This is a genomic window from Enterovibrio sp. FF113, assembly GCF_041439165.1.
In the GTDB taxonomy this organism is placed as follows: Bacteria; Pseudomonadota; Gammaproteobacteria; order Enterobacterales; family Vibrionaceae; genus Enterovibrio; species Enterovibrio norvegicus_A.
Map to the genome: position 1 here is coordinate 1 of NZ_JBGONO010000035.1, position 25,828 is coordinate 25,828.

Consider the following 25,828-nt stretch of genomic DNA (forward strand, 5'->3'; position numbering starts at 1 on the left):
TTGGGTCGTTAACGTCAAGCGTTTATTTCCATTCAGTTTTGAAGCCGTTTTCGCCATATCGATTCAATGGGCGTTTCCTACTGGAAGCACTCACCGTGTCGATGGGCTGCATTATAGGGAGAATTGATATGTTGGCAAGGGATTTTTTAGAAAACCTCAATAAATAGACCTTTTTGCTCGATAATCACTCAAGACGCTTATAAAGCAATCTAATCCACCAGATTAAATGCACTAAAAGCAAGAAAGAGGCTATTTCTAGCCTCTTTCCATGTTCTCGAATTGAAAAAGTTATTGGATTGCTTTTATTTGGTCGTCCTCTACTACCAGTCGAACTGGCTTACCAGGTTTGACTTCACCTTTAAGGATGGCCTGCGCCAACGGGTTTTCAATACTCTGTTGAATAGCACGTTTTAACGGGCGCGCTCCATATACGGGGTCGAAACCCGCTTGAGCAATCAAGGTCAATGCTTCTTCACTAACCTCAAGCACCAAGTCTCGTTCAGCCATTCGCTGTGCGAGAAGATGTAACTGAATATCTGCAATCAGCTTGATGTGATCTTGACCCAACGGGTGGAACACCACAGCTTCATCAATACGGTTAATAAATTCTGGACGAAAGTGCTTGCTCACAACATCCATAACCATCACTTTGATACCGTCGTAATCCAATTCACCAAAGTGTTCTTGAATCCGATCCGAACCAAGGTTAGAAGTCATGATAACCACAGTATTGCGAAAATCGACAGTTCGACCTTGCCCATCAGTCAATCGACCATCATCCAATACTTGTAGGAGAAGGTTAAATACATCTGGGTGTGCTTTTTCTACTTCATCCAGCAAAATGACAGAGTATGGACGTCGGCGTACAGCTTCTGTTAAGTACCCGCCTTCTTCATAACCCACATAACCTGGAGGCGCACCAACTAGTCTCGCTACAGAGTGTTTCTCCATAAACTCCGACATATCGATACGTACCATGGCATCGCTACTATCAAACATGAACTCAGCTAGCGATTTGCAAAGCTCCGTTTTACCTACCCCCGTTGGCCCCAAAAATAGGAATGAGCCTATTGGACGATTTGGATCAGCAAGACCGGCTCGGCTACGACGTATGGCATTTGCCACTGAATTGACCGCTTCTTCTTGTCCAATAACACGGGAATGAAGTTCATCTTCCATTTGAAGTAATTTTTCTTTCTCGCCTTCAAGCATTTTGGCGACAGGAATACCTGTTTGACGCGACAGGACTTCGGCGATTTCAGCTTCTGTTACTCGGTTTCTGAGCAATGTCATTTCCTGCATCTCTGCTTGGCTTGCAAGATCCAGTTGCTTCTCTAGTTCCGGGATACGTCCATATTGCAGCTCCGACATTCGATTGAGATCACCCGCTCGACGTGCAATCTCTAAATCAGTGCGAGCTTGCTCTAACGCACTCTTTATATGTTGTGTGCCTGACAGCGCCGCTTTTTCTGCATTCCAAACCTCTTCCAGCTCAGCATAATCACGCTCTTTCTCATCAATCTCTGTCTGCAATGTTTCAAGACGTTTTTTACTTGCATCATCATTTTCTTTTGCCAGCGCTTGCTGCTCGATTTTGAGCTGAATAAGACGTCGTTCTAAACGATCTAGTTGCTCCGGCTTTGAGTCAATTTGCATTCGAATACTAGACGCTGCTTCATCAATAAGATCTATTGCCTTATCTGGTAATTGGCGATCAGAGATATAACGATGAGATAAGCTCGCTGCCGCCACAATCGCAGGGTCGGTAATTTCCACAGCATGGTGAAGTTCGTAACGCTCTTTCAGGCCACGTAGAATGGCAACGGTATCTTCCACCGTTGGTTCATTGACTAATACTTTCTGGAAGCGACGCTCAAGGGCCGCATCTTTTTCTACATATTGGCGATACTCGTCTAAAGTCGTCGCGCCAACACAATGTAACTCGCCACGAGCAAGTGCAGGTTTGAGCATATTACCCGCATCCATCGCGCCTTCTGCTTTACCGGCCCCCACCATTGTGTGGATTTCATCGATAAACAGAATGACATTGCCTTCTTCTTTCGCCAACTCGTTCAAAACTGATTTCAAACGTTCTTCGAATTCACCTCGATATTTCGCCCCCGCGACCAAGGAACCCATATCAAGAGAAAGCACGCGTTTATTGCGAAGCCCTTCTGGCACCTCGCCATTAACGATACGTTGAGCAAGGCCTTCCACGATCGCGGTTTTACCAACGCCCGGCTCGCCAATGATCACAGGGTTATTTTTCGTTCTGCGCTGCAACACTTGTATGGTGCGACGAATTTCCTCGTCACGACCAATCACAGGATCTAACTTGCCTTGTTCGGCTTTTTCAGTCAGGTCGACCGTGAACTTTTGCAGTGCCTGTCGGGACTCTTCAGCATTGGGGTCATCAATGGACTGACCGCCGCGAACTTTATCGATCGCTGCTTCCACTTTTTTTGTAGCCAATCCAAGACTACGCAATAGTTCTCCCAATGCCCCTTTTTCTTCGACTGCAGCGAGGATAAACAACTCAGAGGAAATGAATTTGTCTTTACGCTTTTGCGACAGTTTGTCGCACATGTTGAACAACATGCCCATGCCATGGGAAAGCTGAACATCACCGCCTGTACCAGTGACTTTGGGAAGTTTATCTAACAGTTCACTGAGACTAGAGCGTAATTGAGTAACATCAACATTAAGTAGTGTCATCAAAGGTCGAATGGTACTGCTGTCCTGATTGAGGAGAGACACCATCAAGTGGACGGGTTCGATGTATTGATTATCGCGCCCTAAGGCCAATGACTGAGCGTCGGAAATGGCCAGTTGGAATTTGCTGGTAAATCGGTCAAGGCGCATAGCCCCTCCTCTAATTTCGTCTAAGTTTGCATAACGAAAATGGGAGCGATCGTGACCGATTTCAAGTTATTTGGTGAAATTTTTATCGCATGCTATCTGTAGAGATCCAAATACAGCTTGCCTGACGGCCTGTACGAGCCTCTCGACGGTAGGAAAAAAAACGTTCTGGCTCTGAGACCGTGCAATGAGTCCCGCCATAAATATCAGTGACACCTGCCTGCGCAAGGCGACGGCGGGCTAGAAGATAAATATCCGCTAACCAGCGACCGTTACGCGGTTTAAATGCAGAGCTTGCGCCAGCATCCTTCGCTATAAATTGCTCTCTCACCTCGCCACCAACTTCAAATTTCTCTGCGCCAATAGCAGGGCCAAGCCATGCCATGACGTTTTTAGGATCAGAAAATTGAGCCAAGGTCTCTTCCAGCACACCATTAACCAAACCACGCCAGCCTGCATGCGCAGCCGCTACTTGAGCGCCATCTTTACTGCAAAAAAGTACAGGTAAGCAATCTGCAGTCATCACCACACAAACTTGCCCCATTTCAGCCGTAAAAGATGCATCAGCATCTGGTACTTGCAACGTTGACGTCAATGGTAGTGTCACCACACCTGTTCCATGGATTTGGTTCAGCCAGCTTGGCGCTGATGGCATACACATAACATCAGCTAATCGAGTACGGTTTGCCAAGACAGCATCAAGAGAGTCATCAACGTGAATACCCAAATTAAAGCTATCAAACGGCGGTTGGCTTACGCCTCCCGCTCGAGTAGTACTCACTGCTTTTACCGACAATGGTGCTGGCCAGTCTGGCGTGATCCAATCCATGCTTAGTAATCCAAGTCCCCAAGCTCAAGCGCATCAGCACGTAACACTTCAGTCAGATTCACCATGTCATCTGGGATCGGCGCATGCCATTCCATCGTTTCTTTTGTTGTCGGATGCTCAATACGCAACATTGCTGCATGTAGTGCCTGATGATCAAAAGAACGAAGTGTTTGGATTAGGGTATCACCAGCATTACGCGGCGGTCGTGGACGGCCACCATACAAGTGATCACCGATCAACGGATGATTCAAGTAAGCCATGTGAACACGGATTTGGTGAGTACGACCCGTTTCCAAGCGCACGCGTAAGCGTGTATGGGCACGGAAATGCTCAACCACTCGATAATGCGTGATCGCTGGTTTGCCCAACTCCTGAACCGCCATTTGAGTTCGCTTGGTCGAATGACGACCAATAGATTTCTCAATAGTACCGCCACCTGTCATGGTGCCCATCGCAATCGCTTCATATTCACGGGTGAATTTTTTACGCTTTTGCAATGCACGAACCAATCGTGTCTGGGTTGGAACATTCTTCGCAACCACCATTAGACCCGTGGTGTCTTTGTCTAGACGGTGAACAATACCTGCACGCGGAACTTCAGCGATCTGCGGGTAAAGATGCAACAAACCATTTAGGACGGTGCCATCTGGACAACCTGCGCCTGGATGCACAACCAAACCACGAGGCTTGTTGATCACGACAATATCATCATCTTCATAAACGATATTAAGTGGAATGTCCTGAGCTTCCCAACGCAGTTCATCTTCAATATCCGCTTGAACAACAATGGATTCGCCACCCATCATTTTCAAACGCGGTTTATTGGAGATTTCACCATCGACAGTCACTTTGTCTGCAAGAATCCATTCTTTGATGCGCGATCGGGAATAATCCGGAAACAACTCCGCTACCGCCTGATCGAGACGTTGCCCTAGTTGATTCTCATTAACTGTACTGTTTAACTCTAACTGCTGTGCCATAACGAACTTTTTGATTCTCAATGAGACTAATACCGTATTACGTGATTTTCAGCCCTAGGGCTTGGTCACGTTTACTTGTTGGTATTATATCTGGCCGATGGGTAGAATAACCTCTATCGCGCCATTGTAGCTTTTTGCGGCTGAATCCGTAATGGCAAAGGCTGAAAATATTCTTTCAAGGAAGCACCTGTAGTAATGAAACGCCTTACTTTATCCTCACTACTTGCCATTTCCGTGCTGGCTGGATGTTCAAGCACTGAAGACATTGTTCCTGATATTCCGCCGTCGGAGCTGTATCAGGAAGCACAGGTTTCACTTAACCAAGGCAGTTGGAACACCGCGATCCAAAAACTCGAAGCCCTCGATTCTCGCTATCCTTTTGGCGCCTATTCAGAACAAGTGCAGCTTGATTTGGTCTACGCGTACTACAAAAATGATGACCTAGCCTTGGGCGAGGCGACGATTGATCGCTTTATGCGTATGAATCCCGGACATCAGGAAATGGACTGGGTCCTGTATATGCGTGGCCTAACGAGCATGGCGCAAGACAGAAGCTTTATTCATGATGTAATGAGCATAGACAGGAGCGATCGAGATCCTGAGCCCGTACGCCGTGCCTTTATTGATTTCCGTCGTTTGCTAGATCGCTATCCTGATAGTGAATATGCTGCTGATGCTCAAAAGCGACTAGTCTCATTGAAAAACCGCCTGGCGGACTACGAATTGGCAACCGCTGATTTTTATGTGAGACGTGAAGCATGGATTGCCGTGATCAATCGTTGTCAACAAATCCAGCGAGATTTCCCTGACACTGACGCCGCGAAAAAATCATTACCATTAATGCTTAAAGCTTACGAAGAACTTGAGCTTGAAGAACCAGCTAAGCGTACTCGAGAACTGATTCAGTTAAACGGCGCCGGCGCATAACACGACCTATCAACGAAAAAAGCAGCCATTTGGCTGCTTTTTTTATCATTCGGTATACATGCCAATCTGATATATCCCCAAGTACTCACTTAGGATACGTAATGCAAGTTGGTGAATTATTCATCAACAAGATTATTTAGCACGAATAAAATCCCTAACATTGAATGTTTGTTAGCGACCTTATCTCCTCATCTTGCAACACATCCAATCCTTACATCAAGCACTTTCTGGCAGTTTTAAATCAGAGTTAAAAACAGGATCACAATTACTTAGACAGATAAACTTTCACGGCATAAAGGTGATCTGGATCACTTTATTTATCCTACAGAAACGTAATCTGAAAGTGAGCCCAGCAAAGGGCAAGCAAAAGAGGAAAGACCTATGAGAGTAGAAGTTACTGGTAAAAACATCGACGTCACTGCAGCTATCCGCGATCGAATCACATCTCGTTTTGAAAAGCTGGAAAAATGGCAAGTCGCTCTCATTAACCCTCATGCAGTCATCAGTGAAGCACCTGGAAACAAATTCAAAGTAGAAGCCGGCGTATCGGTTCCTGGCACAAAGCTGGTTGCATCAGCAGAACATGATGATATGTATGCAGCAATAAATGACGTAGGTCAGAAACTGGAGAAGCAACTCAACAAACAAGCTCACAAAGGTGAAGCTCGCCGCGCAAGTCACATTGACGTGCCGGAAGATGAAGAATCTGAAGTTGCATAAACCCATTGAGGATTAAAAAGAATCAGCCCCGCCAATGCGGGGCTGATTCGTCTTGACATGACACGGTCAGCCCAATATGGTTGAACAATATAACGTCAACTAAAACCACTATCGATGACACTGACAACCTCGTTTTTCTTTCGCTTTTTTATCCGCACCTTTTGAGGTGGGGTTTAGGGCGAGCATCGATAACGATAGAATCCCGAAGCCTCCCTCCATCAGGGAGGCTTTTTTATGTCAGTCAGGGTCAGACAAAGAAACAACAGGGAAAGGGAATGAGTAAACCAACTATGTCACTGGATGAAATCAGAGAAAATGTCAGTCGAATCGATAAGCAATTGCTATCGCTACTGGCTGATCGCCGCAAGCTCAGCCTGGAAGTTGCGAAGAGCAAAATTCAAACCCAGAAACCTGTTCGTGATATAGAACGAGAGCAAGCTCTTCTGGAAAGACTGGTCGCCGATGGCCACACCCACGATCTCGACCCGCAGTACGTCACCAAAATCTTCCACAGTGTTATTGAAGATTCCGTGCTCTATCAGCAAGCATTTTTACAACGCTTGGCGAACCCAGACAATGAACAGCCCCTAGCTCGTGTTTCGTTTCTCGGTGGGAAAGGCTCATACTCCAATCTTGCTGCACGCAATTTCTTCGCCCGTAAACACACTAAGCTTGCTGAAATTCAATGCCCAAGCTTCAAAGAAGTCATTGAAGTAGTCGAAAGTGGCAACGCAGATTACGGCGTTCTGCCGATCGAAAATACGAGTTCTGGCTCAATAAACGATGTTTATGACCAACTTCAGCACACGCGTTTGTCCATCGTGGGTGAAATCACGCAGCCTATCGAGCACTGCTTATTGACCTCGGTGGACACTGACGTTGATAAGATTAATGTGCTTTACTCGCACCCGCAGCCACACCAGCAATGCAGCGAGTTTCTACGTTCACTGGGCAACATCAAACAAGAATATTGCTCCAGCACCGCCGAAGCGATGAAAGTCGTGGCTGAATTGAAACAACCAAACGTAGCGGCGATTGGCAATGCGAGCAGTGGTGAGCTTTACGGGCTGAAACCGCTCAAGTTTGGCATTGCCAATCAGCAAGAAAATCACACACGTTTTATCGTGGTGGCGCGTAAACCTATTGACGTCACTGCTCTGATACCGGCCAAAACCACTTTTATTATGTCTACAGGACAAACTGCGGGCTCACTGGTGGAATGTTTGCTGGTGCTGCGCACCCGAGGCATCAATATGACCAAACTTGAGTCACGTCCGGTATTGGGCAACCCTTGGGAAGAAATGTTTTACGTCGATGTGGAAGGCAATATGCGCACAGACATCATGAAAGAGACGCTAGAAGAGTTGACCAAGCTGACACGCTACATCAAAGTATTAGGCTCATACCCTATTGAGAATGTTGCCCCAACTGAGATTGATGTCTAACGGCACAACTCACCGTCAGCATGACTTTTATCCAGGTAAATAAAAAGGAGCAATTGCTCCTTTTTTCATTTCTCGTTATGCCACTTTCCAATAAAGACTAACCTCGGTGAGCAGTATCATTCGCTTGCCTCAGCAAGTTCTGGCTTTCTTTTAAGAAGCGCGGAGCGAAATCACCAAACCAGCCATCAACCTGCTTAAAGGCAGTAATAAAACCATCTTTGTCTTTTTGATCAAGTAACTCAATCGCTTCACCAAAGCGAGCATGGAAGCGCTTAATCATGTCTATATTCTGGTTAGACGACATAATAATGTCCGCATAAAGCTGTGCATCCTGTGCAAACAAGCGCCCTACCATTGCCAACTCAAGACGATAAATCGGTGAACTGAGTGCAGTGAGTTGTGACAAGTTCGGGTTTTCTTCGGCCAAATGCAGGCCGTAAACAAATGATGTAAAGTGGCGCAATGCTTGGATCAGAGTCATGCCCTGATCATGCTCAATCGCACTGATACGATGCAAACTCGCCCCCCAGATACGAAACTGCTCTAGCAACCATTGGTAAGCTTCGGGATTACGACCATCACAATATACAATGACCTGCTTAGCCAAACTCGCAATGTCTGGCCCAAACATAGGATGCAGACCCACAACTGGTCCCTTATGGGACTCGAGCATAGCTTGCAACGGCTCACTCTTGATGGAGGTGAGATCAGCCAAAATACAATCATCTGGCAAGGTACTGAGCTGACGAATTACAGAGTCTGTTCGATGAATAGGTACGGTGACCACAACCATCCCTGCATCCGATAGCATGGCTTCCGCGTTATCCCAATCTTGGCTACCCAGCACTTTCACGTCATAACCTGACAGACGAAATAGCTTACCGAATAATTTGCCCAGCTGTCCGTTACCGCCAACTATCACAATGGAGCGCAATTCAGGATTAAGGCATTTAAACCCCGAGTCATTCTCACTGGCGTATGATTCACGCATTGTACGGCGAAGAATATCCTCGATCAGATCAGGTGGAATACCTTTGAGTTCGGCTTCCTGACGGCGAGAAGCCAGCATTGCCGCCTCACGATCAGGCGCATAGATAGGCAAACCATGACGGCTTTTCACTTCGCCCACATCCGAAACGAGTGCTAGGCGTCGCGCTAGCAATTCCACCATTTGTTTATCGACTTCATCAATCTGATCCCGGAGAAGGGACAACTCTGCAACCATGAGGCTTAACTTCCTTTTAAACGCTGTTCCAAGAATGGGGTCAAATCACTATGTGCACGACGCAACAGGGTTTCAGTGTCCTCCCAATCAATACATGCATCCGTAATAGACACGCCATAAGCCATCTCTTCACGCGGAAGATCCGCAGATTGATTTCCTTCATGGATGTTACTTTCAATCATCAAGCCGATAATAGACTGATTACCTTCACGAATTTGATGAAAGACATCCTCGGCCACCAGTGGCTGACGATGAAAATCTTTACGAGAGTTAGCATGGCTGCAGTCTACCATCAGAGATGCTTCTAGCCCTGCGTCTTTCATCTCATTTTCGCATTCCGTCACAGAGACAGAATCGTAATTTGTTTGTTTACCACCACGAAGGATGACATGACCATCAGGATTGCCTTGGGTAGTCAATAACGCAACCTGCCCCTCTTTATTGATCCCCATAAAACGGTGACCAGACGAAGCCGCTTTCATCGCATTAATTGCAGTAGAAAGGCTACCATCAGTACCATTTTTGAAACCGATAGGCATTGATAGACCACTGGCCATTTCACGGTGAGTCTGTGACTCCGTCGTGCGCGCACCGATAGCCGCCCAACTAAACAGATCGCCAAGGTATTGAGGGCTAATTGGGTCAAGCGCTTCAGTAGCCAATGGCAAACCCATATCTGATAGCGTAATCAACAACTCGCGCGCTTTGTGCAAACCCGCTTCTACATCAAAAGAACCGTCAAGGTGCGGATCGTTTATCAATCCTTTCCAGCCAACCGTTGTACGTGGCTTTTCAAAGTAAACACGCATCACGATGTAAATCTGGTCGTTCAATTGATCTGACAACGTTTTTAATTGTTTAGCGTATGCAATCGCAGCCTCGGTGTCGTGAATTGAGCAAGGTCCACACACCACCAACAAGCGGTGATCTTTTTTATGGATAATATTGGCGATGTCATCACGTGATCTAGAGATAAATTCCAGTGTCTCTTTTTTCACCGGCAGCTTTTGGCGTAACTGCTCTGGGGTGATCAGTACCGTTTCATCCTGAATGTGTACATTCGTCAGCAGATCTCTTTCCATGAAAACAATCCTTACTTAATCTTTAGTGCTTAACCATATTGAACAGCGTTGTTTTCGCCGCAGATGTCACACACCTTATCAATCTGAAACGGGATTGCAAGCATTCGTAAAGAAAATATAACATTGTAATAATAAGTTTACACAAAGAGAGAGGGCTGGCTTTATTGGAAGCTATAAAAGGGAGGAAGGGTAAAGTCGGGAAATATATTCGTAAACAAAAATGAACAAAGGCCAAATAATGGCCTTTGAATTGGAACACGATCAGCAGCTAATCAGAAAGTCTGATCGGCAGATTGGAAGTCCTCAAAGCCTCGCTGCCATTGCATCTGAAAGCGCATACCATCATCTTGGTTTGAACACACCCCAAGGTATTGCATACCAGACAGACCTATATCATAAGCATTGTTAACATCGCAGTAGAGATCGATGCCAGTGTTATAACCCGCTTCATAGCCACCAACGTCTACATTTTGAACGCCAGCTTTATTGGCCAAAGCATCCAGATTGGACATAGAACGAGAGGGTAAACCTCTCACACCATCACGCTCACCGACCGCCTGCCAGTTACCTTTTTGAACCAAAGACTCTGTTGCTTCGATATTCACACAACCAACCAAAAGCAACGCCAGTAGCGACGTCAGGAATTTATTTAGCATCCTGTTCCTCAATTTATCATTCAGACGAAAAGGCATTCACTATAGACGAATAACCCGTTTTTGACTGCGATTTCCTGATGCAATCAACTAACTGTCTGACGTTTTCATGCTTTTGAGTTTGAAAGACAAAGCAACAAACAACACACCAAACACAAACGCATACGTCGCAATAACCCATACCAACGCCATCGCACCAGCTGCTGGATTACTCATCAAGAAGCCACCAAACAAGATAGAAATAATACCGCCAAAGATTAACAGCCACTCACCTGTGATTTCTTTACGAAGTCTGATCGCGGTAATGATTTCTAGCACCCCTTTGACGATTGCCCAAACAGCTATATAAAAAAGCAATGCAACTGCCGTCAGGCCAGGGACGGCAAACGTCATGATCCCTGCCGCGATCCCCACTACGCCCCAAAGTAACAACACAACCCAGTTATCATGATCTTTACGCTCAACCAAGGCTGTCCATACTTGCAAGCTGCCATCCACAAACGCGTAAATGCCAAAAACCAGCACTAAGGTTTCTATCGACTCTCCCGGCGGAAGCGTCCACATCATAAAGCCAAAAATAATGGCCGCAATACCACGTAGCAATAACACCCACCAATTACGGGATAGTACTCCCACCATTTGCTTAGCCAGTGTTTCGGTTGGTTCCATTACTTGTCTCCTCAAATTGTTCTTTTGGGTTATCTCTATCAAAAGCCCAAGCAGAAAACCAAGCTAACAACAAATACAACTAGCGTCGGTAAGATGCTGACTTACCTAAAGAGTGAAGACTGCTTTGAGTCAGTACGGTGTTCTATCTTTGAAACCAAATGAATATTGCAAAAACAGGAGAGCAACATGAGAAGAGAAAGGCAAATAGATGAAGGGAAAATAGTCAGCAGGTTGCACTAACAACCTGCCTGCAGACAGTGTTTAGCGCATTAGCCTAGTAAATAGCGTTCAATCTCCGCCCAAGAGTTGGCAATATAAGTCGGAGAGACACCATTGGGCACACATTGTTCATCACGGTTTAGCCAGCAAGTATCGATACCCGCTTTATTCCCGCCAAGAACATCCGAATCAGGATTATCTCCCACCATCAAAATGCGCGATTTTTCTGGTTGTCCCATTTTCTCGAAAGCATAATCGAAAATCGCCACGTCTGGCTTAGCGACCCCAACCTCTTCCGATATCACCACCAAATCAAAATACTCACTCAAATTCGTTTTTTCCAAACGCACTTGCTGAAGCTGAGTAAAACCATTGGTGATGATGCCGAGTTTGGCTTTTTGAGCGAGTACAGGAATTAGCTCACTCACTCCCTCAAGTGGCTGGCACACATCGACCATGGCATTCAAAAAGAGACGATTAAGTTTCGCGGGGGAAACATTCAGTCTTTCCGACCAGAGAACGAAGCGATCTTCCTGTAATTGCTTTGCAGTGATCTCGCCGTTTTGGTATTTTCCCCAAAGTGGCTTGTTCACGGCTTGGTATTCAGAAAAGTCTTGCACAGAGAAATCAACGCCAAGACCAGAAAACAGGGCCTTTAATCCAGCAAATGCATCAAACGAAAACAAAGTTTCATCTGCATCAAATAAAATCCAATCGTATTTCACGCGTAATCCTCCATAGCGACAACGCATTATACCCGAGTCACCTCAATATGCAGGATTCAGAGCCACACATCACGCTCAATTTAAGGAGAAAAGTGGAAGGAATAGTCCCCTCCCTTTCGACCCTTTTCGTCAAAAAAGTGAGCATGATGTGTGGCTGCCGAACACCAGTATCGTTGGCTTCCAGGCTTTATTGCTGACTTTCAACGTAGAACCACTATGTTTTCAAATCAGCGCCTTGCCGGCGCGACAGGCAAACCAACAACTTCTCGCTGAACAAGCATCTTGAGATGGATCAGCCATGTATAGAGGAAAGCTTTAGCTGAACGTTTGTCTTTGTACCGATAAAAGAAAAGCCCGCCAAATGGCGGGCTTTTTCTATCCCTTGCGGGGTATAAACGCCGGAGCGATTATTTCTTAGTGAGACGCTCTTTGATACGAGCTGCCTTACCAGAACGCTCACGCAGGTAGTACAGTTTGGCACGACGTACTGCACCGCGACGTTTAACAGTAATGCTGTCAACAACTGGTGAGTGAGTTTGGAATACACGCTCAACGCCTTCACCGTTAGAAATCTTACGAACGGTAAATGCAGAATGCAGACCACGGTTACGTTTCGCGATTACAACACCTTCATAGGCCTGTAGACGTGAACGCTCACCTTCTTTAACTTTAACCTGAACAACAACAGTGTCACCCACTTTGAAGCCAGGAATGTCTTGCTTAAGTTGCTCTTCTTCGAGCGCTTTGATGATGTTACTCATTTTCTATACCCTAGAATAAACTGATACTAAGTATGTTTAGGAACTTTAACTGTGTTCTTTAATGAACGCAGCAAGTAGTAATTCCTGTTCGTCAGTCAGAGCTAGGTTTTCCAGGAGCTCTGGTCTTCTGAGCCAGGTTCGGCCTAGCGATTGCTTCAATCGCCAGCGGCGTATGTCCTGATGGTTACCGGATTTCAGTACCGAAGGTACATCGAGTCCGTCTAACACTTCAGGTCGCGTGTAGTGTGGGCAATCAAGCAAGCCATTTGCGAAAGAATCTTCTTCCGCTGACGCAAAGTCTCCAAGTACACCCGGAACAAACCGAGCGACTGCGTCAACCAACGTCATGGCAGGCAGTTCGCCACCACTGAGCACAAAATCACCAATAGACCATTCTTCATCGACTACGGTTTGTATAATGCGCTCATCTACCCCTTCGTAGCGTCCACAGATAAGAATCAAGTTCTCATTCTGCGCCAACTCTTCGACACCTGCTTGGTCAAGCTTTCGACCTTGAGGTGAAAGGTAAATCACTTTCGCCTTGCCTTTGGCGGTATGTTTGGCAGCGTCAATGGCATCGCGCAAAGGCTGTACCATCATCAACATGCCCGGGCCGCCACCATAAGGTCGGTCATCAACCGTCCGGTGTTTATCGTGAGTAAAATCGCGGGGATTCCACGTTTCTACTTCGAGTAGGCCTTTTTTTACCGCCTGGCCAGTTACCCCAAAATCGGTAACAGCACGGAACATTTCAGGAAAAAGGCTGATAATACCAACCCACATTTTTCCGCTCCTATTGCTTTAAGTGTTACCTGGGGATTTTAAAATCCAGGATCCCAGTCAACTTCGATCCGTTGAGCAGAGCGATCAATCGACTTGATGACTTGCCCATCGAGGAACGGCACTAGGCGTTCCTTCTGTCCAAAAGCATCTTTCAAGTTTGCAGTCACGACTAACACATCGTTAGAGCCTGTCTCCAGAATGTCCGAGACCTTACCCAGGTTGTAACCTTTGGTAGTGAACACTTCCATACCGTAGAGCTCTCGCCAGTAGAATTCTTCATCCGACAGCGCAGGCAATACCTCTGGGTTAACCGCAATTTCGGCATTCGTCATGACCTGGGCGTCTTCACGCAAATCCAGACCATTCAGTTTACCAACAAAACCTTGACCATGGCGTTTCCAGTCTTCAAGACCGAATTCTTGCCACTCGCCACGCACCTTAATAAACCAAGGTGTGTAGTCGAAAATACTTTCAGCATTTTCAGTGTAAGAAAAAACTTTGAGCCAACCACGGATGCCATAAGAAGCACCTAGCTTGCCTACTACAATCTTTTCTTGCTCACTCATTTCTTCTTTTAACCCTGACACTGATAAATTACGCAGCTTTCGCAGCGTCTTTGATCAAGCGTGCTACTCGGTCAGAAACCGCTGCACCTTCGCCAACCCAATGGGTAACGCGATCAAGGTCCAAACGCAGTTTCTCTTCTTGACCTTGTGCGATCGGGTTGAAGAAACCAATTTTCTCGATGAAGCGACCGTCGCGAGCTTGGCGGCTGTCGGCAACAACGATTTGATAGAATGGACGCTTTTTAGCGCCGTGACGTGCCAAACGAATGGTTACCATATCGTCCTCTATTGCATTACTGAATTAAATTGGCCCTGCGTAAATACAGGGCCTCGTGCCAAAATAAAGCTCCGGAATTTTACGCTTTCTGTGATCGAATGCAACTGCTTTAGCTAAAAAAGCATCAGTGCAAATAAACAATCAATCACTTAGCAAATCCGGTTGCTTTAGTCTTTTAGGCCTAGGTGCTTCACATTCCTAGACCTTTATTTACGTAGCATACGCTTAACGCGGGAACATTCCACCGCCTCCGCCCATGCCACCCATCATGCCTTTCATATTGCGCATCATGTTCTTCATGCCACCCTTTTGCATTTTCTTCATCATTTTCTGCATTTGGGTGAACTGCTTAAGCAAACGGTTAACGTCCTGAACTTGTGTACCAGAACCCGCAGCAATACGCTTTTTACGTGACCCTTTAATCAGGTCAGGCCGTGTACGCTCTTTTGGCGTCATGGAATTGATGATGGCTTCCATTTGAACGAACATTTTGTCGTCCACTTGGTTTTTTACATCATCAGGAAGATTGGACATGCCTGGCAGTTTATCCATCATGCCCATCATGCCGCCCATGTTCTTCATCTGTTGTAACTGATCACGGAAGTCTTGCAGATCAAAGCCTTTCTTCTCTTTGAACTTTTTCGCCAATTGTTCCGCTTTATCGGTATCGACATTGCGCTGGAGATCTTCAATAAGCGACAGTACGTCTCCCATCCCCAAAATACGACTTGCAATACGATCAGGGTGGAAGGGTTCAAGTGCGTCAGTTTTCTCGCCCACACCCAAGAATTTAATCGGCTTACCCGTAAGATGACGCACAGACAGCGCCGCACCACCACGAGCATCACCATCGACTTTCGTCAGGATCACACCGGTCAATGGCAGTGCATCGTTAAATGCTTTTGCCGTATTTGCGGCATCTTGCCCCGTCATGGCATCAACCACAAACAGGGTTTCTATTGGATTTAGAGCAGCATGGATGTCTTTAATTTCATCCATCATGGCTTCATCGACATGCAGACGACCTGCAGTATCGACAATCACCACATCGTAAAATTTCAGCTTGCCGTGCGCCAGTGCTGCTGATGCAATATCAACAGGCTTTTGATCTGCCGTTGAAGGGAAAAAATCGATCCCAACATCCGTCGCCAACGTTTCCAACTGTTTAATCGCCGCAGGGCGATAAACGTCAGCCGAGACCACCAGCACTTTCTTCTTGTGGCGCTCTTTGAGCATTTTACCCAGTTTACCGACGCTGGTCGTTTTACCCGCACCTTGCAAACCTGCCATCAACACAACCGCAGGAGGCTGGGATGCCAAATCCAATTCAGCGTTGGACTCACCCATCACAGCTTCTAGTTCAGATTGAACTATCTTGATGAATTCTTGACCTGGCGTCAGGCTTTTGGATACTTCAAGGCCAACCGCACTTTCTTTTACTTTTTTGACGAAATCACGCACCACAGGAAGCGCAACATCGGCTTCAAGTAACGCCATACGCACTTCGCGCAGGGTCTCTTTAATATTGTCTTCAGTGAGTCGACCACGACCGCTGATATTTTTCAGCGATCGAGATAAACGATCCGTTAAGTTCTCAAACATGTCCTACTCGCTCTCTACGCGACGGCACCACAAAGCTGATAATACTCAGGTGGCGATCAACACAAAATTGCTGGGATTATAACTCATTATAAGCTTGTCTTACATGATGGCAGTGACGATAGTTTTAAAGGTAGTTGCTGTCACTTTCTGCTGAGTTTGCAAGCTGCAAGACGGTTATGCCTAAAAGATCGGCTGCCTTGCATAGCGACTCTTAGCTGTGCAGGGTATACTAAAACCTTTATTTTTTACGCGATGTTGTTGAAAGACGCATGGATATTTTTATAGCACTCCTAGCCGCACTGCTCTATATAGCGGCACTTATGCAGATCATACCCGGGCTATCCGGCCCCAATCAGATCCCTGCAAAACGCGTTTTTCTCAGCGCTTGCGGTGCACTCGCTCTCCATGCTTATCTGATATCTGATCTTATTTTTGCCGATGGCGGCCAAAATCTCAGTATCCTTAATGTCGCGTCTTTGATCAGTTTTATTATTGCCGCTATCACTACCGGTCTTCTTTTCAAAATGCGCGTTTGGGTATTACTGCCCGTCGTCTACAGCTTTTCTGCAATTAATCTTACTGCTGCGACCTTGCTTCCTGGGGCTGTCATTTCGCACCTTGAAGCGAACCCACAGGTCCTTTTGCATATATCACTGGCTCTATTCTCTTATTCAACACTGATGATAGCGACATTGTATGCCATACAATTAGCGTGGCTTGATCATCAATTGAAGAGTAAGAAAAAGCTCATGATGAATCCGAATTTACCGCCACTAATGGCCGTAGAACGTCAGTTGTTCAATATCATTTTGATTGGTGAGATTTTACTGACGCTAACGCTGATAACTGGCTTTGCATTCGTGCATGACATGATTGCCCAAGGTAAAGCGCATAAAGCTATTTTATCCGCCATGGCATGGTGTGTTTATGGCACCTTACTATGGGGACACTATCGTTCTGGATGGCGTGGTCGACGTGTTATTTGGATAAGTATTGTAGGCGCATTTTTGCTGACTCTGGCCTATTTCGGCAGCCGATTTGTACGCGAAGTCATTATTGCTTCGTGATGACAGGGCTAAATTTTAACCATCGGGTTTGACAGCAGCTCACATTCTTGTCCTTAATTAGGGCTGAATTGAATAAAAAGGATCTTGTAATTTGGACGACATATCGACGGGAACGTTAATTTCCCTATTGGTATTGCTCATCGTCGTTTCAGCGTATTTCTCCGGTTCCGAAACCGGAATGATGTCGTTAAACCGTTACCGAGTTCGGCACCTTTCCAACCAAGGACACAAAGGCGCAAAGCGCGTAGAAAAGCTGCTTTCGCGCCCAGATAGGCTCATAGGCCTTATCCTGATTGGCAACAATCTCGTCAATATATTGGCCTCTGCCATCGCCACCATATTGGGTATGCGCTTGTACGGCGACCTTGGCGTTGCTATTGCTACCGGTGGTCTCACCTTAGTCATCCTTGTTTTTGCAGAAGTCACGCCAAAAACACTTGCCGCGCTCTACCCTGAACGCGTGTCCTACACCAGTAGTATCTTACTTAACATCCTAATGAAAGTGATGTACCCACTGGTGTGGTTGATTAATGGTATTACCAATGGCTTTTTACGTTTAATTGGTTTAACCACCAGCCATGATGGAAGAAACCACCTTAGCTCAGAAGAGCTGCGTACAGTGGTCAATGAAGCTGGCGGGCTGATCCCCCGTCGCCACCAAGACATGCTGATCTCGATTCTGGAACTAGAAGAAATTACGGTCAATGACATCATGGTGCCACGCAACGAGATTACTGGCATTAATGTTAATGATGATTGGAAAGCCATCATGCGTCAGTTAACGCATGCACCCCATGGTCGCATGGTGCTCTATCGCGATAACATTGATGAAGTTGTCGGGATGCTGCGTGTTCGTGAAGCCTATCGTATGATGGTGGAAAATGAGTTCAATAAAGAAAATCTGCTGAGAGCAGCCGATGAAGTTTACTACATTCCCGAAGGCACGCCTCTCAACGTGCAAATGCTCAAATTCCAGCGCAATAAGCAACGCATAGGTCTTGTTGTAGATGAATACGGCGACATTATCGGACTCGTCACTTTGGAAGACATTTTGGAAGAGATTATTGGTGAATTCACCACATCACTTTCACCGAGTCTTGCTGAAGAAATCACGGCGCTGCCAGACGGCAGTTACATGATTGACGGAACAGCCAACATTCGTGATTTGAACAAAAGCCTAAACTGGGCATTACCCACCGATGGACCTCGTACCTTAAATGGGTTAATACTCGAGCATTTGGAAGACATTCCTGATAGCCAAGTCAGCATTGAGGTCGAAGGTCATCAAATGGAAATTGTCGAGGTGGCAGAGAACATGATAAAGCAAGTCAAAATACTTCCCGTCCCCAAAAGCGCAAACGTCTAGTTTCTGCTCTCTACATGACTAAGCCAGCTAATCGCTGGCTTTTTTACACATTCACATCCCATTAGATCTCACTCCCTCAATCTTTTACTTGATGCGCATATTACATGGCTTCTTAAATATCAGACGTTAGTGTGATATTTGAACTATTTTTTAAAGAGCACTTTGCTGATACGTCAGATTAAACGCCTCATCAGCAAATGAGAATAACTTGTGGAAGGTAGATTCGATGTTCAATGGGAAATTAAAAAACAAACTTCAAGCCGTTGAAGAAGCTGCGGCTCATAACACGGCTTTGCTCGACGCAATCAATAACAGTGTCGCCACCATTTACTTCACGCCTGATGGTGTCGTCAAACGCGCTAATCACCTTTTCCTAGGCGCAGCGGGTTTTACCCTGGAACAACTAACGGGTAAACATCACCGCGAACTGTGTGATGCCGAATATGCCCAAAGCGCAGAATATCAAAAATTTTGGGCGCGTTTACGTGCTGGAGAAGTGATTAGCGGCACGGTTGCTCGGAGAAACAGTAAAGGCGAACGCCTGTGGCTAGAAGCTACTTACTTCCCGATAAAAGAAAATGGGACTGTCACTGAAGTCATGAAGATTGCAGCAGACGTCACCAAAGACAAAATATTGCGTGATGATAACCAAGCTGTGGCAACCGCATTGGATAAATCAATGGCGACGATCGAATTCCTTCCTGATGGCACCATTGTTAAAGCCAATGCCAACTTTCTTGGTGCCGTCGGCTATTCACTTGACCAAATCCAGGGTAAACACCACCGCATGTTCTGCCCAGACCATTTTTTGCAGGCCAACCCCAATTTCTGGGCTGAACTGGCCTCTGGTGATTTCAAAGGCGGGCAGTTTGAACGCAAAGACGCCAAAGGCAATGTGCTTTGGCTACGAGCCACCTATAACCCGGTATTTGACGACAAAGGCAAGGTTGTTCGTGTTGTAAAATTCGCCAGCAATATTACCGAAAAGATTGAACAAGAACTGGCCATTCGAGCAGCTGCTGAAATCGCCTACTCCACATCGGTCGAAACATCGCAAATTGCTAAACAAGGGGCAAGTGTGTTGGAGTCAACGGTGTCAACGTCTCAATCTATTTCTGAACAGGTGTTGGAAACATCCGCCTCGATTTCCCAGCTAAACGAACAATCTAAAAGTATTGAAGCGATTGTCTCGACGATCAGCGACATTGCAGACCAGACAAACCTACTCGCTCTCAATGCGGCCATTGAAGCCGCACGAGCAGGCGATCAAGGCCGCGGTTTTGCGGTGGTTGCAGATGAAGTTCGACAATTGGCAGCAAGAACCAGCCAATCAACCGCAGAGATTGCAGACGTTGTGAAAAAGAATCGAGATCTAACATCAGAAGCAACACGTAAGATGTCGAGCGTGTCCGATTCTGCGGAACTGGGTAAGCAACAAATATCTGAAGCCTCGTCAGTGATGGAAGAAATTCGCGTTGGCGCTGAAAACGTGGCACAAACTGTTTCGGGCTTGAATACGGGCAACTAGCCTCATTCACCAGTAAGAAGCGCCACATAAAAACCTCGGTGCAAAAAAAACCCATGTTGATTTACCAACGTGGGGCTTTCTACATGTTTAACCACTCACCGGATACGCATTCCTGTTTCTCGATCAAACAACACCAGCTTTTCTGGGTTGAAAGCAAAGTGAGTGATATCACCCGGTTTTAAATTAGCATTAGCGGGCATTCGCGCCACGACTTCTTTTCCAGACAACAACGTAATCACATACGTATCTGCCCCTGTTGGCTCGGTGACATCCACTTTGCAAAGCAGTGTTCCTTCACCGCCCTGCTTTTGGTCAGAGATGTCTTCCGGACGCACACCAAGGCTCACCGTTTTACCAACATAAGAGGCCAACTCAGAAAAACCACGGTTATAGCTGACGACTTGTGCTTCCCCTTCATGCCCATGGATCTCAAGTTGAGTCTTCGAGCTATCTGATGCTTCTACCTTTGCATCAAACAAGTTCATAGAAGGGCTACCCATGAAGGTTGCCACAAACGTATTTGCTGGGTTGTCATACACCTCAGCGGGTGAGCCAAGCTGCTGCACTTCACCATCTTTCATGACCGCGATTTTGGTGGCTAGCGTCATAGCTTCAATCTGATCATGAGTAACATAAACAATCGTGGCGTTTAGGCGCTGGTGGAGACGTTTGATTTCCGTTCGCATGTCTACCCGTAACTTCGCATCAAGGTTAGACAATGGCTCATCAAACAAGAAAATTTTCGGGTCGCGCACCAGTGCACGCCCCATCGCGACACGCTGTCGTTGGCCACCCGACAATTGACCCGGTTTGCGCTTCAGTAAGTGCTCAATTTGCAGCATGGCTGACACGTCACCAATCAAGCGCTCACGCTCTGGTTTTGGAACGTGACGCATTTCCAGACCAAACGAGATATTCTGTGCCACCGTCATGTTCGGATACAAAGCGTAAGACTGAAACACCATCGCAATATCACGATCAGCGGGATGCAGCGTATTGATCATGTTGTCACCGATCATCACGTCGCCATCACTGATGCTATCAAGCCCTGCAATCATGTTCAGCAAGGTTGATTTACCGCAACCTGAAGGTCCTACCAGCACCAAAAAATCACCATCATCAATGGCAATATCAATACCCTTTAAAACCTCTATTTGTCCAAACCGTTTTTTTACGTTATTGAGCGTCAAAGATGCCATTGCATTATCCTTTTACTGAGCCCGCCATGAGACCGCGAACGAAGTAGCGCCCGGCCAGGATATAAACCAAAAGCGTGGGAAGTGCAGCAATCATGGCACCAGCCATGTGCACGTTGTATTCCTTCACACCCGTCGAAGAGTTAACCAGATTATTCAATGCGACTGTGATAGGCGCAGTACCCCCCGACGCAAACGAAGCGCCAAACAGGAAATCGTTCCAGATATTTGTGAACTGCCAAATGATCGTCACCACAATGATCGGGCCTGAGCTTGGCAATAAAATGCGGAAGAACATTCTAAAGAACCCTGCGCCATCAATCATGGCGGCACGGATCAATTCACTCGGAAAGGCTTCGTAATAATTACGGAAGAAAAGTGTGGTAAAGCCAACGCCATAAATCACATGCACCAGCACCAAGCCTGCCGTGGTGTTCGCCAAACCAAGCGTCCCTAGAACTTGACTCATGGGGACGAGCACGACCTGAAATGGGATGAAGCAGCCAAACAGCATGATACCAAATACCCAACGATGTCCTCTAAAACGCCACTTAGTCAGCACATACCCATTCAAGGCTCCTAAGATTGTCGATATCAAGACACCCGGCACTGTGATCATAATGGAGTTCATGAAATACCCATTAATCCCCTCACACGTCAGTCCGATACAAGCCGAGCCCCAAGCTGAAACCCAAGGCTCTATCGTCCAAACCTGAGGTAGCGCCAACATGTTGCCTTGACGAATCTCATCCAACTCTTTAAACGAAGTCACCAGCATGACAAACAAAGGAAGTAAGTACATACAACCGAACACGATCAGCGTGATGTAAATCAGAGCGCGCCAAAAACGAGCCCCTTGGAAAGGTGTGTTATTTTCCCTACTGCTCATGCTTTTTCTCCTTCAACTCGCTATAGAGATACGGCACGATAATCGCGGCGATGGTCATTAACATGATGATGGCACTCGCTGAACCCACCGCCATTTGGTTACGGGAGAAGGTATAGGAGTACATAAAGGTGGCGGGCATTTCGGTGGCATTTCCGGGGCCTCCGCCTGTCAATGCAATGACCAAGTCGTAGCTCTTTATCGCCATGTGGGCGAGCACGATGAAGGCACTGAGAAACACCGGACGCAATTGCGGAATAATGATACGTCGATACATTTGAAAGGCTGATGCGCCATCAAGTTGCGCTGCTTTCAGCATTTCACTGTCAATACCACGAAGGCCCGCAAGGAACATTGCCATGACAAAACCAGAGGTCTGCCAGACCCCGGCAATCACCACGGTGTAGATCGCCATGTCGGGATTGATCAGCCAATCGAAGCTAAAACTTTCCCAGCCCATCTCTCGCATGGTTTTCTCAAGGCCAAGTCCTGGATTAAGGAACCATTTCCACGCCGTCCCTGTCACAATAAAACTCAGCGCCATGGGGTAGAGAAAAATGGGTCGTAATGCGCCTTCTATACGGATTTTCTGGTCGAGCAAGATAGCGAGAAATAACCCCAGCGCACAGCAAATCACGATGTACAAAATACCGAAGATGGCGAGGTTTTCCAGCGCCACATTCCAGTTCAGACTATTCCACAGTTTTTCGTAGGGACGCACACCATCTAAGTTGTAATTTGGCAGCATGCGTGAGGTGCTAAAGGAGATATACGTTGTCCATGCAATAAACCCATAGACAAAGAAAAGTATCAGCGCAAAGGAGGGCGCGATGACAATTTTAGGGAGCAACTGCTGCCAAAATTGGCGAGAGCTGTATTTTCCAGGAGAAGACATAAATCAGTCCTTGAAGCGAAAGGCTAACAAAATGCGAGGTTCAATAGACAGAAAAGCCTTCTATCTAAGGGCGATAGAAGGCGCATTCGACACACGAATGTCGCCTTCTCTTTCCTCGCTACTGCTATCGATTCCCTACTGCGCGTCTTGCACCGCAGAGACCAAGGCTTTTGTCGCTTGCTTCGAATCCATGCCACCATTGAAGTGATTAGTCACCACATCATAAACGGCATTTTTCACTGCGGCAGGTGCAGCGTGTCCATGGGCCATACTACCAACCAAGGTGTTGTTTTTGTTAGCTTCAGCAAGATCGGCCATGCCTTTCTGACCGCAAGCGTCAAACGCTTCATTTGATACGTCAGTACGGGCTGGCACTGAGCCTTTCACCACGTTAAATGCAGACTGAAAGGTCGGCGACATAATCGCTTTTGCCATTGCTTGTTGGGCTTTTGATTCGCCCACATCAAACATCACAAATTGGTCAGCATTGAAGGTCACCATGCCTTGCGTGCCCGGCATACGGAAACATAAGAAATCTTCATTGGGCTTCATGCCCGCTTTGAGAAACTCGCCTTTCGCCCAGTCACCCATGATTTGCATGCCTGCTTTGTTTTCAATCACCATCGCAGATGCCAAGTTCCAATCACGACCCGGGAAGTTCTTATCTACGTAACCGCGAAGCTGAGACATACGATCAAACACCTTCACCATGGTGTCTGAACCTAGCGCCTCCGGATCAAGATCAATCATCGCCTTGCGATAGAAATCAATGCCGCCCGTTGTTAGCACCACGCCATCAAACAGGGTAGCGTCTTGCCAAGCTTGACCACCGTGAGCCAGCGGGATATACCCTGCAGCTTTTAGTTTATCCAGCGCACCAATCAACTCCTCCCACGTTTGCGGCTGTTTAACACCCACTTCATCAAGCAATTTTTTGTTGGCCCAAATCCAGTTGGTCGAGTGGACATTAACCGGTGCTGAGACCCACTTGCCGTCGTACTTAGAAAAACGCTGCAATGCACTAGGTACTTTGTCATTCCAGCCTTCCGCTTCTGCAACACTGTTAAGGTTGGCAACGACATCTTCTGCCGCCCAATCTTGAATATCAAAACCCAGCATTTGCACAGCTGTTGGTGGATTACCAGACGTTACTCGAGCACGCAACACTGTCATGGCATTACCACCACCACCGCCCGCAACTGGCATGTCTTGCCAGCCAATGCCTTGGGTACCCAGATCGTCTTTTAGTACGGTCAGTGCTGCGGCCTCACCGCCCGACGTCCACCAGTGCAATACTTCCACATCTTCTGCCTGCGCGACCGCTGCGCTTAACAGCAAAGTACCTGCGAGGGGCAGGGTTTGAATCATGTTGCGTTTTCTCATGATAGTAGTCCCATCTGTGTCATTGACCTGCGTTTACTGCAGCCATCCTTTTGTTGTTGAGGAAAATTAGGCCCATTCACTCGCCTATTTCCCCACCGAACAACATGACGAACGAATCACTAGTTCCACACCAACGAGGGCGCTTTCTGGCACTTTTTGGTTCTCTCGCCATTGCTGTAATCTTTCACATGCCATCAGGGCAATGTCTTCTGCACTGACTCTCACTGTGGTCAGCGCCGGTGACATCAGCCGACTGTCTTCTAAATCATCGAATCCCACCACAGCAATATCTTTGCCAGGGGTTAATCCTCGCTCGCGCAACGCGGTATACGCGCCGTAAGCCACCACATCCGTAAAACAGACAATCGCAGTGATATCTGGTGCGCGGTCTAACACTCGGTTCAGCGCAATTTTCCCGCCTTGGCGCTTGGTCGAGCTTGGCTCAATATCACCAGTTTCAACAGACAACTCGGCCTCTTCCATCGCTCTCATAAAGCCTTGTTTGCGCTCTTGATAATCAGATATCGACTCAACCCCACCGATGAATGCGATCCGCCGATGCCCAAGGCCAATCAAGTATCGGGTTGATAAATACATACCTAGGCGGTTATCTGGCATCACAGTTGGTACATTTGCCCCTTCAACATCACGCATCAAACACACAACGGGAGATGACGCATCGGCCAATGCTTGCAGCCAAGCCGCTTCAGTCTTGGGCGCTGGCGTAATAAAAAAACCAGCGACATTGTGTTCCTTAAGTGAAGCGACCATCGCGGTTTGCCGCGCCACACTTTCATTGATATTGACGACAATAGGCATAAAGCCTTGCTGCTCCAACTGACCTTCAAGCGCAATAATGACCTGTGCCAGATAAGGATTGGCCAAGTCGTTTGCCACGATGGCGACAAGATTCGATTCTTTGTTTCTCAGCCCTGCCGCATCGCGGTTGTAGACATAACCTAGCTCACCTATCGCCAGATTCACTTTTTCAACGGTTTCAGCCTTCACTCCTGTATTGCCGCGAAGCACTAAAGAAACTGTGGATTTAGAGACGCCCGCTGCTTTTGCAACGTCAATCACAGTGGCCTTTCGTCCACTGGAATGTCGTGATGATTTGCTCTCAGGCACGGATGAACAGTCCTCGGGTTATCGCTTTCCAGCCAATGAAAAAAGTTATCTTTCAAT

At 46.8% G+C, this 25,828-nt stretch carries 24 protein-coding genes; 6 read left to right on the top strand and 18 right to left on the bottom strand.

Annotation, left to right across the window (positions count from 1 at the left end):
- Positions 1 to 288: 288 nt before the first annotated feature.
- The 3 genes from clpB to rluD form a co-directional block, all read right to left on the bottom strand.
- On the bottom strand, positions 289 to 2,862 hold the full coding sequence (gene clpB, locus ACED36_RS20695) for an ATP-dependent chaperone ClpB (RefSeq protein WP_016958151.1): 2,574 nt from the start codon (positions 2,860 to 2,862) through the stop codon (positions 289 to 291).
- A gap of 82 nt (positions 2,863 to 2,944) precedes the next feature.
- Positions 2,945 to 3,688 carry a peptidoglycan editing factor PgeF gene (gene pgeF / locus ACED36_RS20700; protein ID WP_016958152.1) on the bottom strand — a complete coding sequence of 248 codons (744 nt, stop codon included), beginning with the start codon at positions 3,686 to 3,688 and terminating at the stop codon, positions 2,945 to 2,947.
- Positions 3,689 to 3,690: 2 nt separating this feature from the next.
- Entirely contained in the window at positions 3,691 to 4,668 is a 978-nt protein-coding gene (rluD, locus tag ACED36_RS20705; protein WP_371733777.1) for a 23S rRNA pseudouridine(1911/1915/1917) synthase RluD, read from the bottom strand.
- A 195-nt stretch (positions 4,669 to 4,863) separates the two neighbouring features.
- On the opposite strand from rluD, the gene bamD reads away from it, so the two are divergent.
- The 3 genes from bamD to pheA all read left to right on the top strand — a co-directional run bounded on the left by bamD (position 4,864) and on the right by pheA (position 7,760).
- Complete coding sequence (gene bamD, locus ACED36_RS20710) at positions 4,864 to 5,595, top strand: outer membrane protein assembly factor BamD (protein ID WP_016958154.1); 732 nt, start codon at positions 4,864 to 4,866, stop codon at positions 5,593 to 5,595.
- Between the two features lie 381 nt (positions 5,596 to 5,976).
- Positions 5,977 to 6,315 (top strand): ribosome hibernation-promoting factor, HPF/YfiA family, encoded by a 339-nt coding sequence (gene hpf / locus ACED36_RS20715; RefSeq protein ID WP_371733778.1) that lies wholly within the window; start codon positions 5,977 to 5,979, stop codon positions 6,313 to 6,315.
- 275 nt (positions 6,316 to 6,590) lie between these two features.
- The gene (pheA, locus tag ACED36_RS20720) at positions 6,591 to 7,760 is read left to right on the top strand and encodes a prephenate dehydratase (protein ID WP_016958156.1); all 1,170 of its coding nucleotides are present in this window, start codon (positions 6,591 to 6,593) and stop codon (positions 7,758 to 7,760) included.
- A gap of 97 nt (positions 7,761 to 7,857) precedes the next feature.
- Here the strand turns inward: pheA and tyrA are convergent, their stop codons facing one another.
- The 10 genes from tyrA to ffh all read right to left on the bottom strand — a co-directional run bounded on the left by tyrA (position 7,858) and on the right by ffh (position 16,322).
- Positions 7,858 to 8,985, bottom strand: a complete 1,128-nt coding sequence (tyrA, locus tag ACED36_RS20725) for a bifunctional chorismate mutase/prephenate dehydrogenase (protein WP_017003219.1) — start codon at positions 8,983 to 8,985, stop codon at positions 7,858 to 7,860.
- A 5-nt stretch (positions 8,986 to 8,990) separates the two neighbouring features.
- Entirely contained in the window at positions 8,991 to 10,067 is a 1,077-nt protein-coding gene (locus ACED36_RS20730; RefSeq protein WP_016958158.1) for a 3-deoxy-7-phosphoheptulonate synthase, read from the bottom strand.
- A gap of 272 nt (positions 10,068 to 10,339) precedes the next feature.
- On the bottom strand, positions 10,340 to 10,723 hold the full coding sequence (locus ACED36_RS20735) for a DUF2799 domain-containing protein (RefSeq protein WP_016958160.1): 384 nt from the start codon (positions 10,721 to 10,723) through the stop codon (positions 10,340 to 10,342).
- An 87-nt stretch (positions 10,724 to 10,810) separates the two neighbouring features.
- A complete protein-coding gene (locus ACED36_RS20740) occupies positions 10,811 to 11,389 on the bottom strand; it encodes an HdeD family acid-resistance protein (RefSeq protein ID WP_016958161.1) in 579 nt (192 codons plus the stop codon).
- 269 nt (positions 11,390 to 11,658) lie between these two features.
- Entirely contained in the window at positions 11,659 to 12,333 is a 675-nt protein-coding gene (gene yjjG, locus ACED36_RS20745; protein ID WP_016958162.1) for a pyrimidine 5'-nucleotidase, read from the bottom strand.
- Positions 12,334 to 12,740: 407 nt separating this feature from the next.
- Positions 12,741 to 13,094, bottom strand: coding sequence for a 50S ribosomal protein L19 (gene rplS / locus ACED36_RS20750; protein WP_016958164.1), 354 nt, complete (start codon positions 13,092 to 13,094; stop codon positions 12,741 to 12,743).
- Positions 13,095 to 13,139: 45 nt separating this feature from the next.
- Positions 13,140 to 13,877, bottom strand: a complete 738-nt coding sequence (trmD, locus tag ACED36_RS20755; RefSeq protein WP_016958165.1) for a tRNA (guanosine(37)-N1)-methyltransferase TrmD — start codon at positions 13,875 to 13,877, stop codon at positions 13,140 to 13,142.
- Between the two features lie 38 nt (positions 13,878 to 13,915).
- Positions 13,916 to 14,443, bottom strand: a complete 528-nt coding sequence (gene rimM / locus ACED36_RS20760; protein WP_016958166.1) for a ribosome maturation factor RimM — start codon at positions 14,441 to 14,443, stop codon at positions 13,916 to 13,918.
- Between the two features lie 28 nt (positions 14,444 to 14,471).
- Positions 14,472 to 14,720, bottom strand: coding sequence for a 30S ribosomal protein S16 (gene rpsP, locus ACED36_RS20765; protein WP_016958167.1), 249 nt, complete (start codon positions 14,718 to 14,720; stop codon positions 14,472 to 14,474).
- 225 nt (positions 14,721 to 14,945) lie between these two features.
- Positions 14,946 to 16,322, bottom strand: a complete 1,377-nt coding sequence (ffh, locus tag ACED36_RS20770) for a signal recognition particle protein (protein ID WP_016958168.1) — start codon at positions 16,320 to 16,322, stop codon at positions 14,946 to 14,948.
- Positions 16,323 to 16,591: 269 nt separating this feature from the next.
- Here ffh and ACED36_RS20775 point away from each other — a divergent pair, with 269 nt between their 5' ends.
- From ACED36_RS20775 to ACED36_RS20785, 3 genes are all read left to right on the top strand, one after another.
- Complete coding sequence (locus ACED36_RS20775) at positions 16,592 to 17,389, top strand: inner membrane protein YpjD (protein WP_016958169.1); 798 nt, start codon at positions 16,592 to 16,594, stop codon at positions 17,387 to 17,389.
- A 91-nt stretch (positions 17,390 to 17,480) separates the two neighbouring features.
- Positions 17,481 to 18,755 (top strand): HlyC/CorC family transporter, encoded by a 1,275-nt coding sequence (locus ACED36_RS20780; RefSeq protein WP_016958170.1) that lies wholly within the window; start codon positions 17,481 to 17,483, stop codon positions 18,753 to 18,755.
- A gap of 226 nt (positions 18,756 to 18,981) precedes the next feature.
- A complete protein-coding gene (locus tag ACED36_RS20785; RefSeq protein ID WP_016958171.1) occupies positions 18,982 to 20,283 on the top strand; it encodes a PAS domain-containing methyl-accepting chemotaxis protein in 1,302 nt (433 codons plus the stop codon).
- Between the two features lie 95 nt (positions 20,284 to 20,378).
- Here ACED36_RS20785 and ACED36_RS20790 read toward each other — a convergent pair whose 3' ends face one another.
- The 5 genes from ACED36_RS20790 to ACED36_RS20810 form a co-directional block, all read right to left on the bottom strand.
- Positions 20,379 to 21,482 (bottom strand): ABC transporter ATP-binding protein, encoded by a 1,104-nt coding sequence (locus ACED36_RS20790; protein WP_016958172.1) that lies wholly within the window; start codon positions 21,480 to 21,482, stop codon positions 20,379 to 20,381.
- Between the two features lie 4 nt (positions 21,483 to 21,486).
- Positions 21,487 to 22,368 carry a carbohydrate ABC transporter permease gene (locus ACED36_RS20795; RefSeq protein WP_016958173.1) on the bottom strand — a complete coding sequence of 294 codons (882 nt, stop codon included), beginning with the start codon at positions 22,366 to 22,368 and terminating at the stop codon, positions 21,487 to 21,489.
- Positions 22,358 to 23,260 carry a carbohydrate ABC transporter permease gene (locus tag ACED36_RS20800; RefSeq protein WP_017003224.1) on the bottom strand — a complete coding sequence of 301 codons (903 nt, stop codon included), beginning with the start codon at positions 23,258 to 23,260 and terminating at the stop codon, positions 22,358 to 22,360. Before ACED36_RS20800 ends, ACED36_RS20795 begins: the two co-directional genes overlap by 11 nt.
- A 135-nt stretch (positions 23,261 to 23,395) precedes the next feature.
- Positions 23,396 to 24,643, bottom strand: a complete 1,248-nt coding sequence (locus ACED36_RS20805) for an ABC transporter substrate-binding protein (protein ID WP_016958175.1) — start codon at positions 24,641 to 24,643, stop codon at positions 23,396 to 23,398.
- An 84-nt stretch (positions 24,644 to 24,727) separates the two neighbouring features.
- Positions 24,728 to 25,723 (bottom strand): LacI family DNA-binding transcriptional regulator, encoded by a 996-nt coding sequence (locus ACED36_RS20810; RefSeq protein ID WP_016958176.1) that lies wholly within the window; start codon positions 25,721 to 25,723, stop codon positions 24,728 to 24,730.
- Positions 25,724 to 25,828 lie beyond the last annotated feature (105 nt).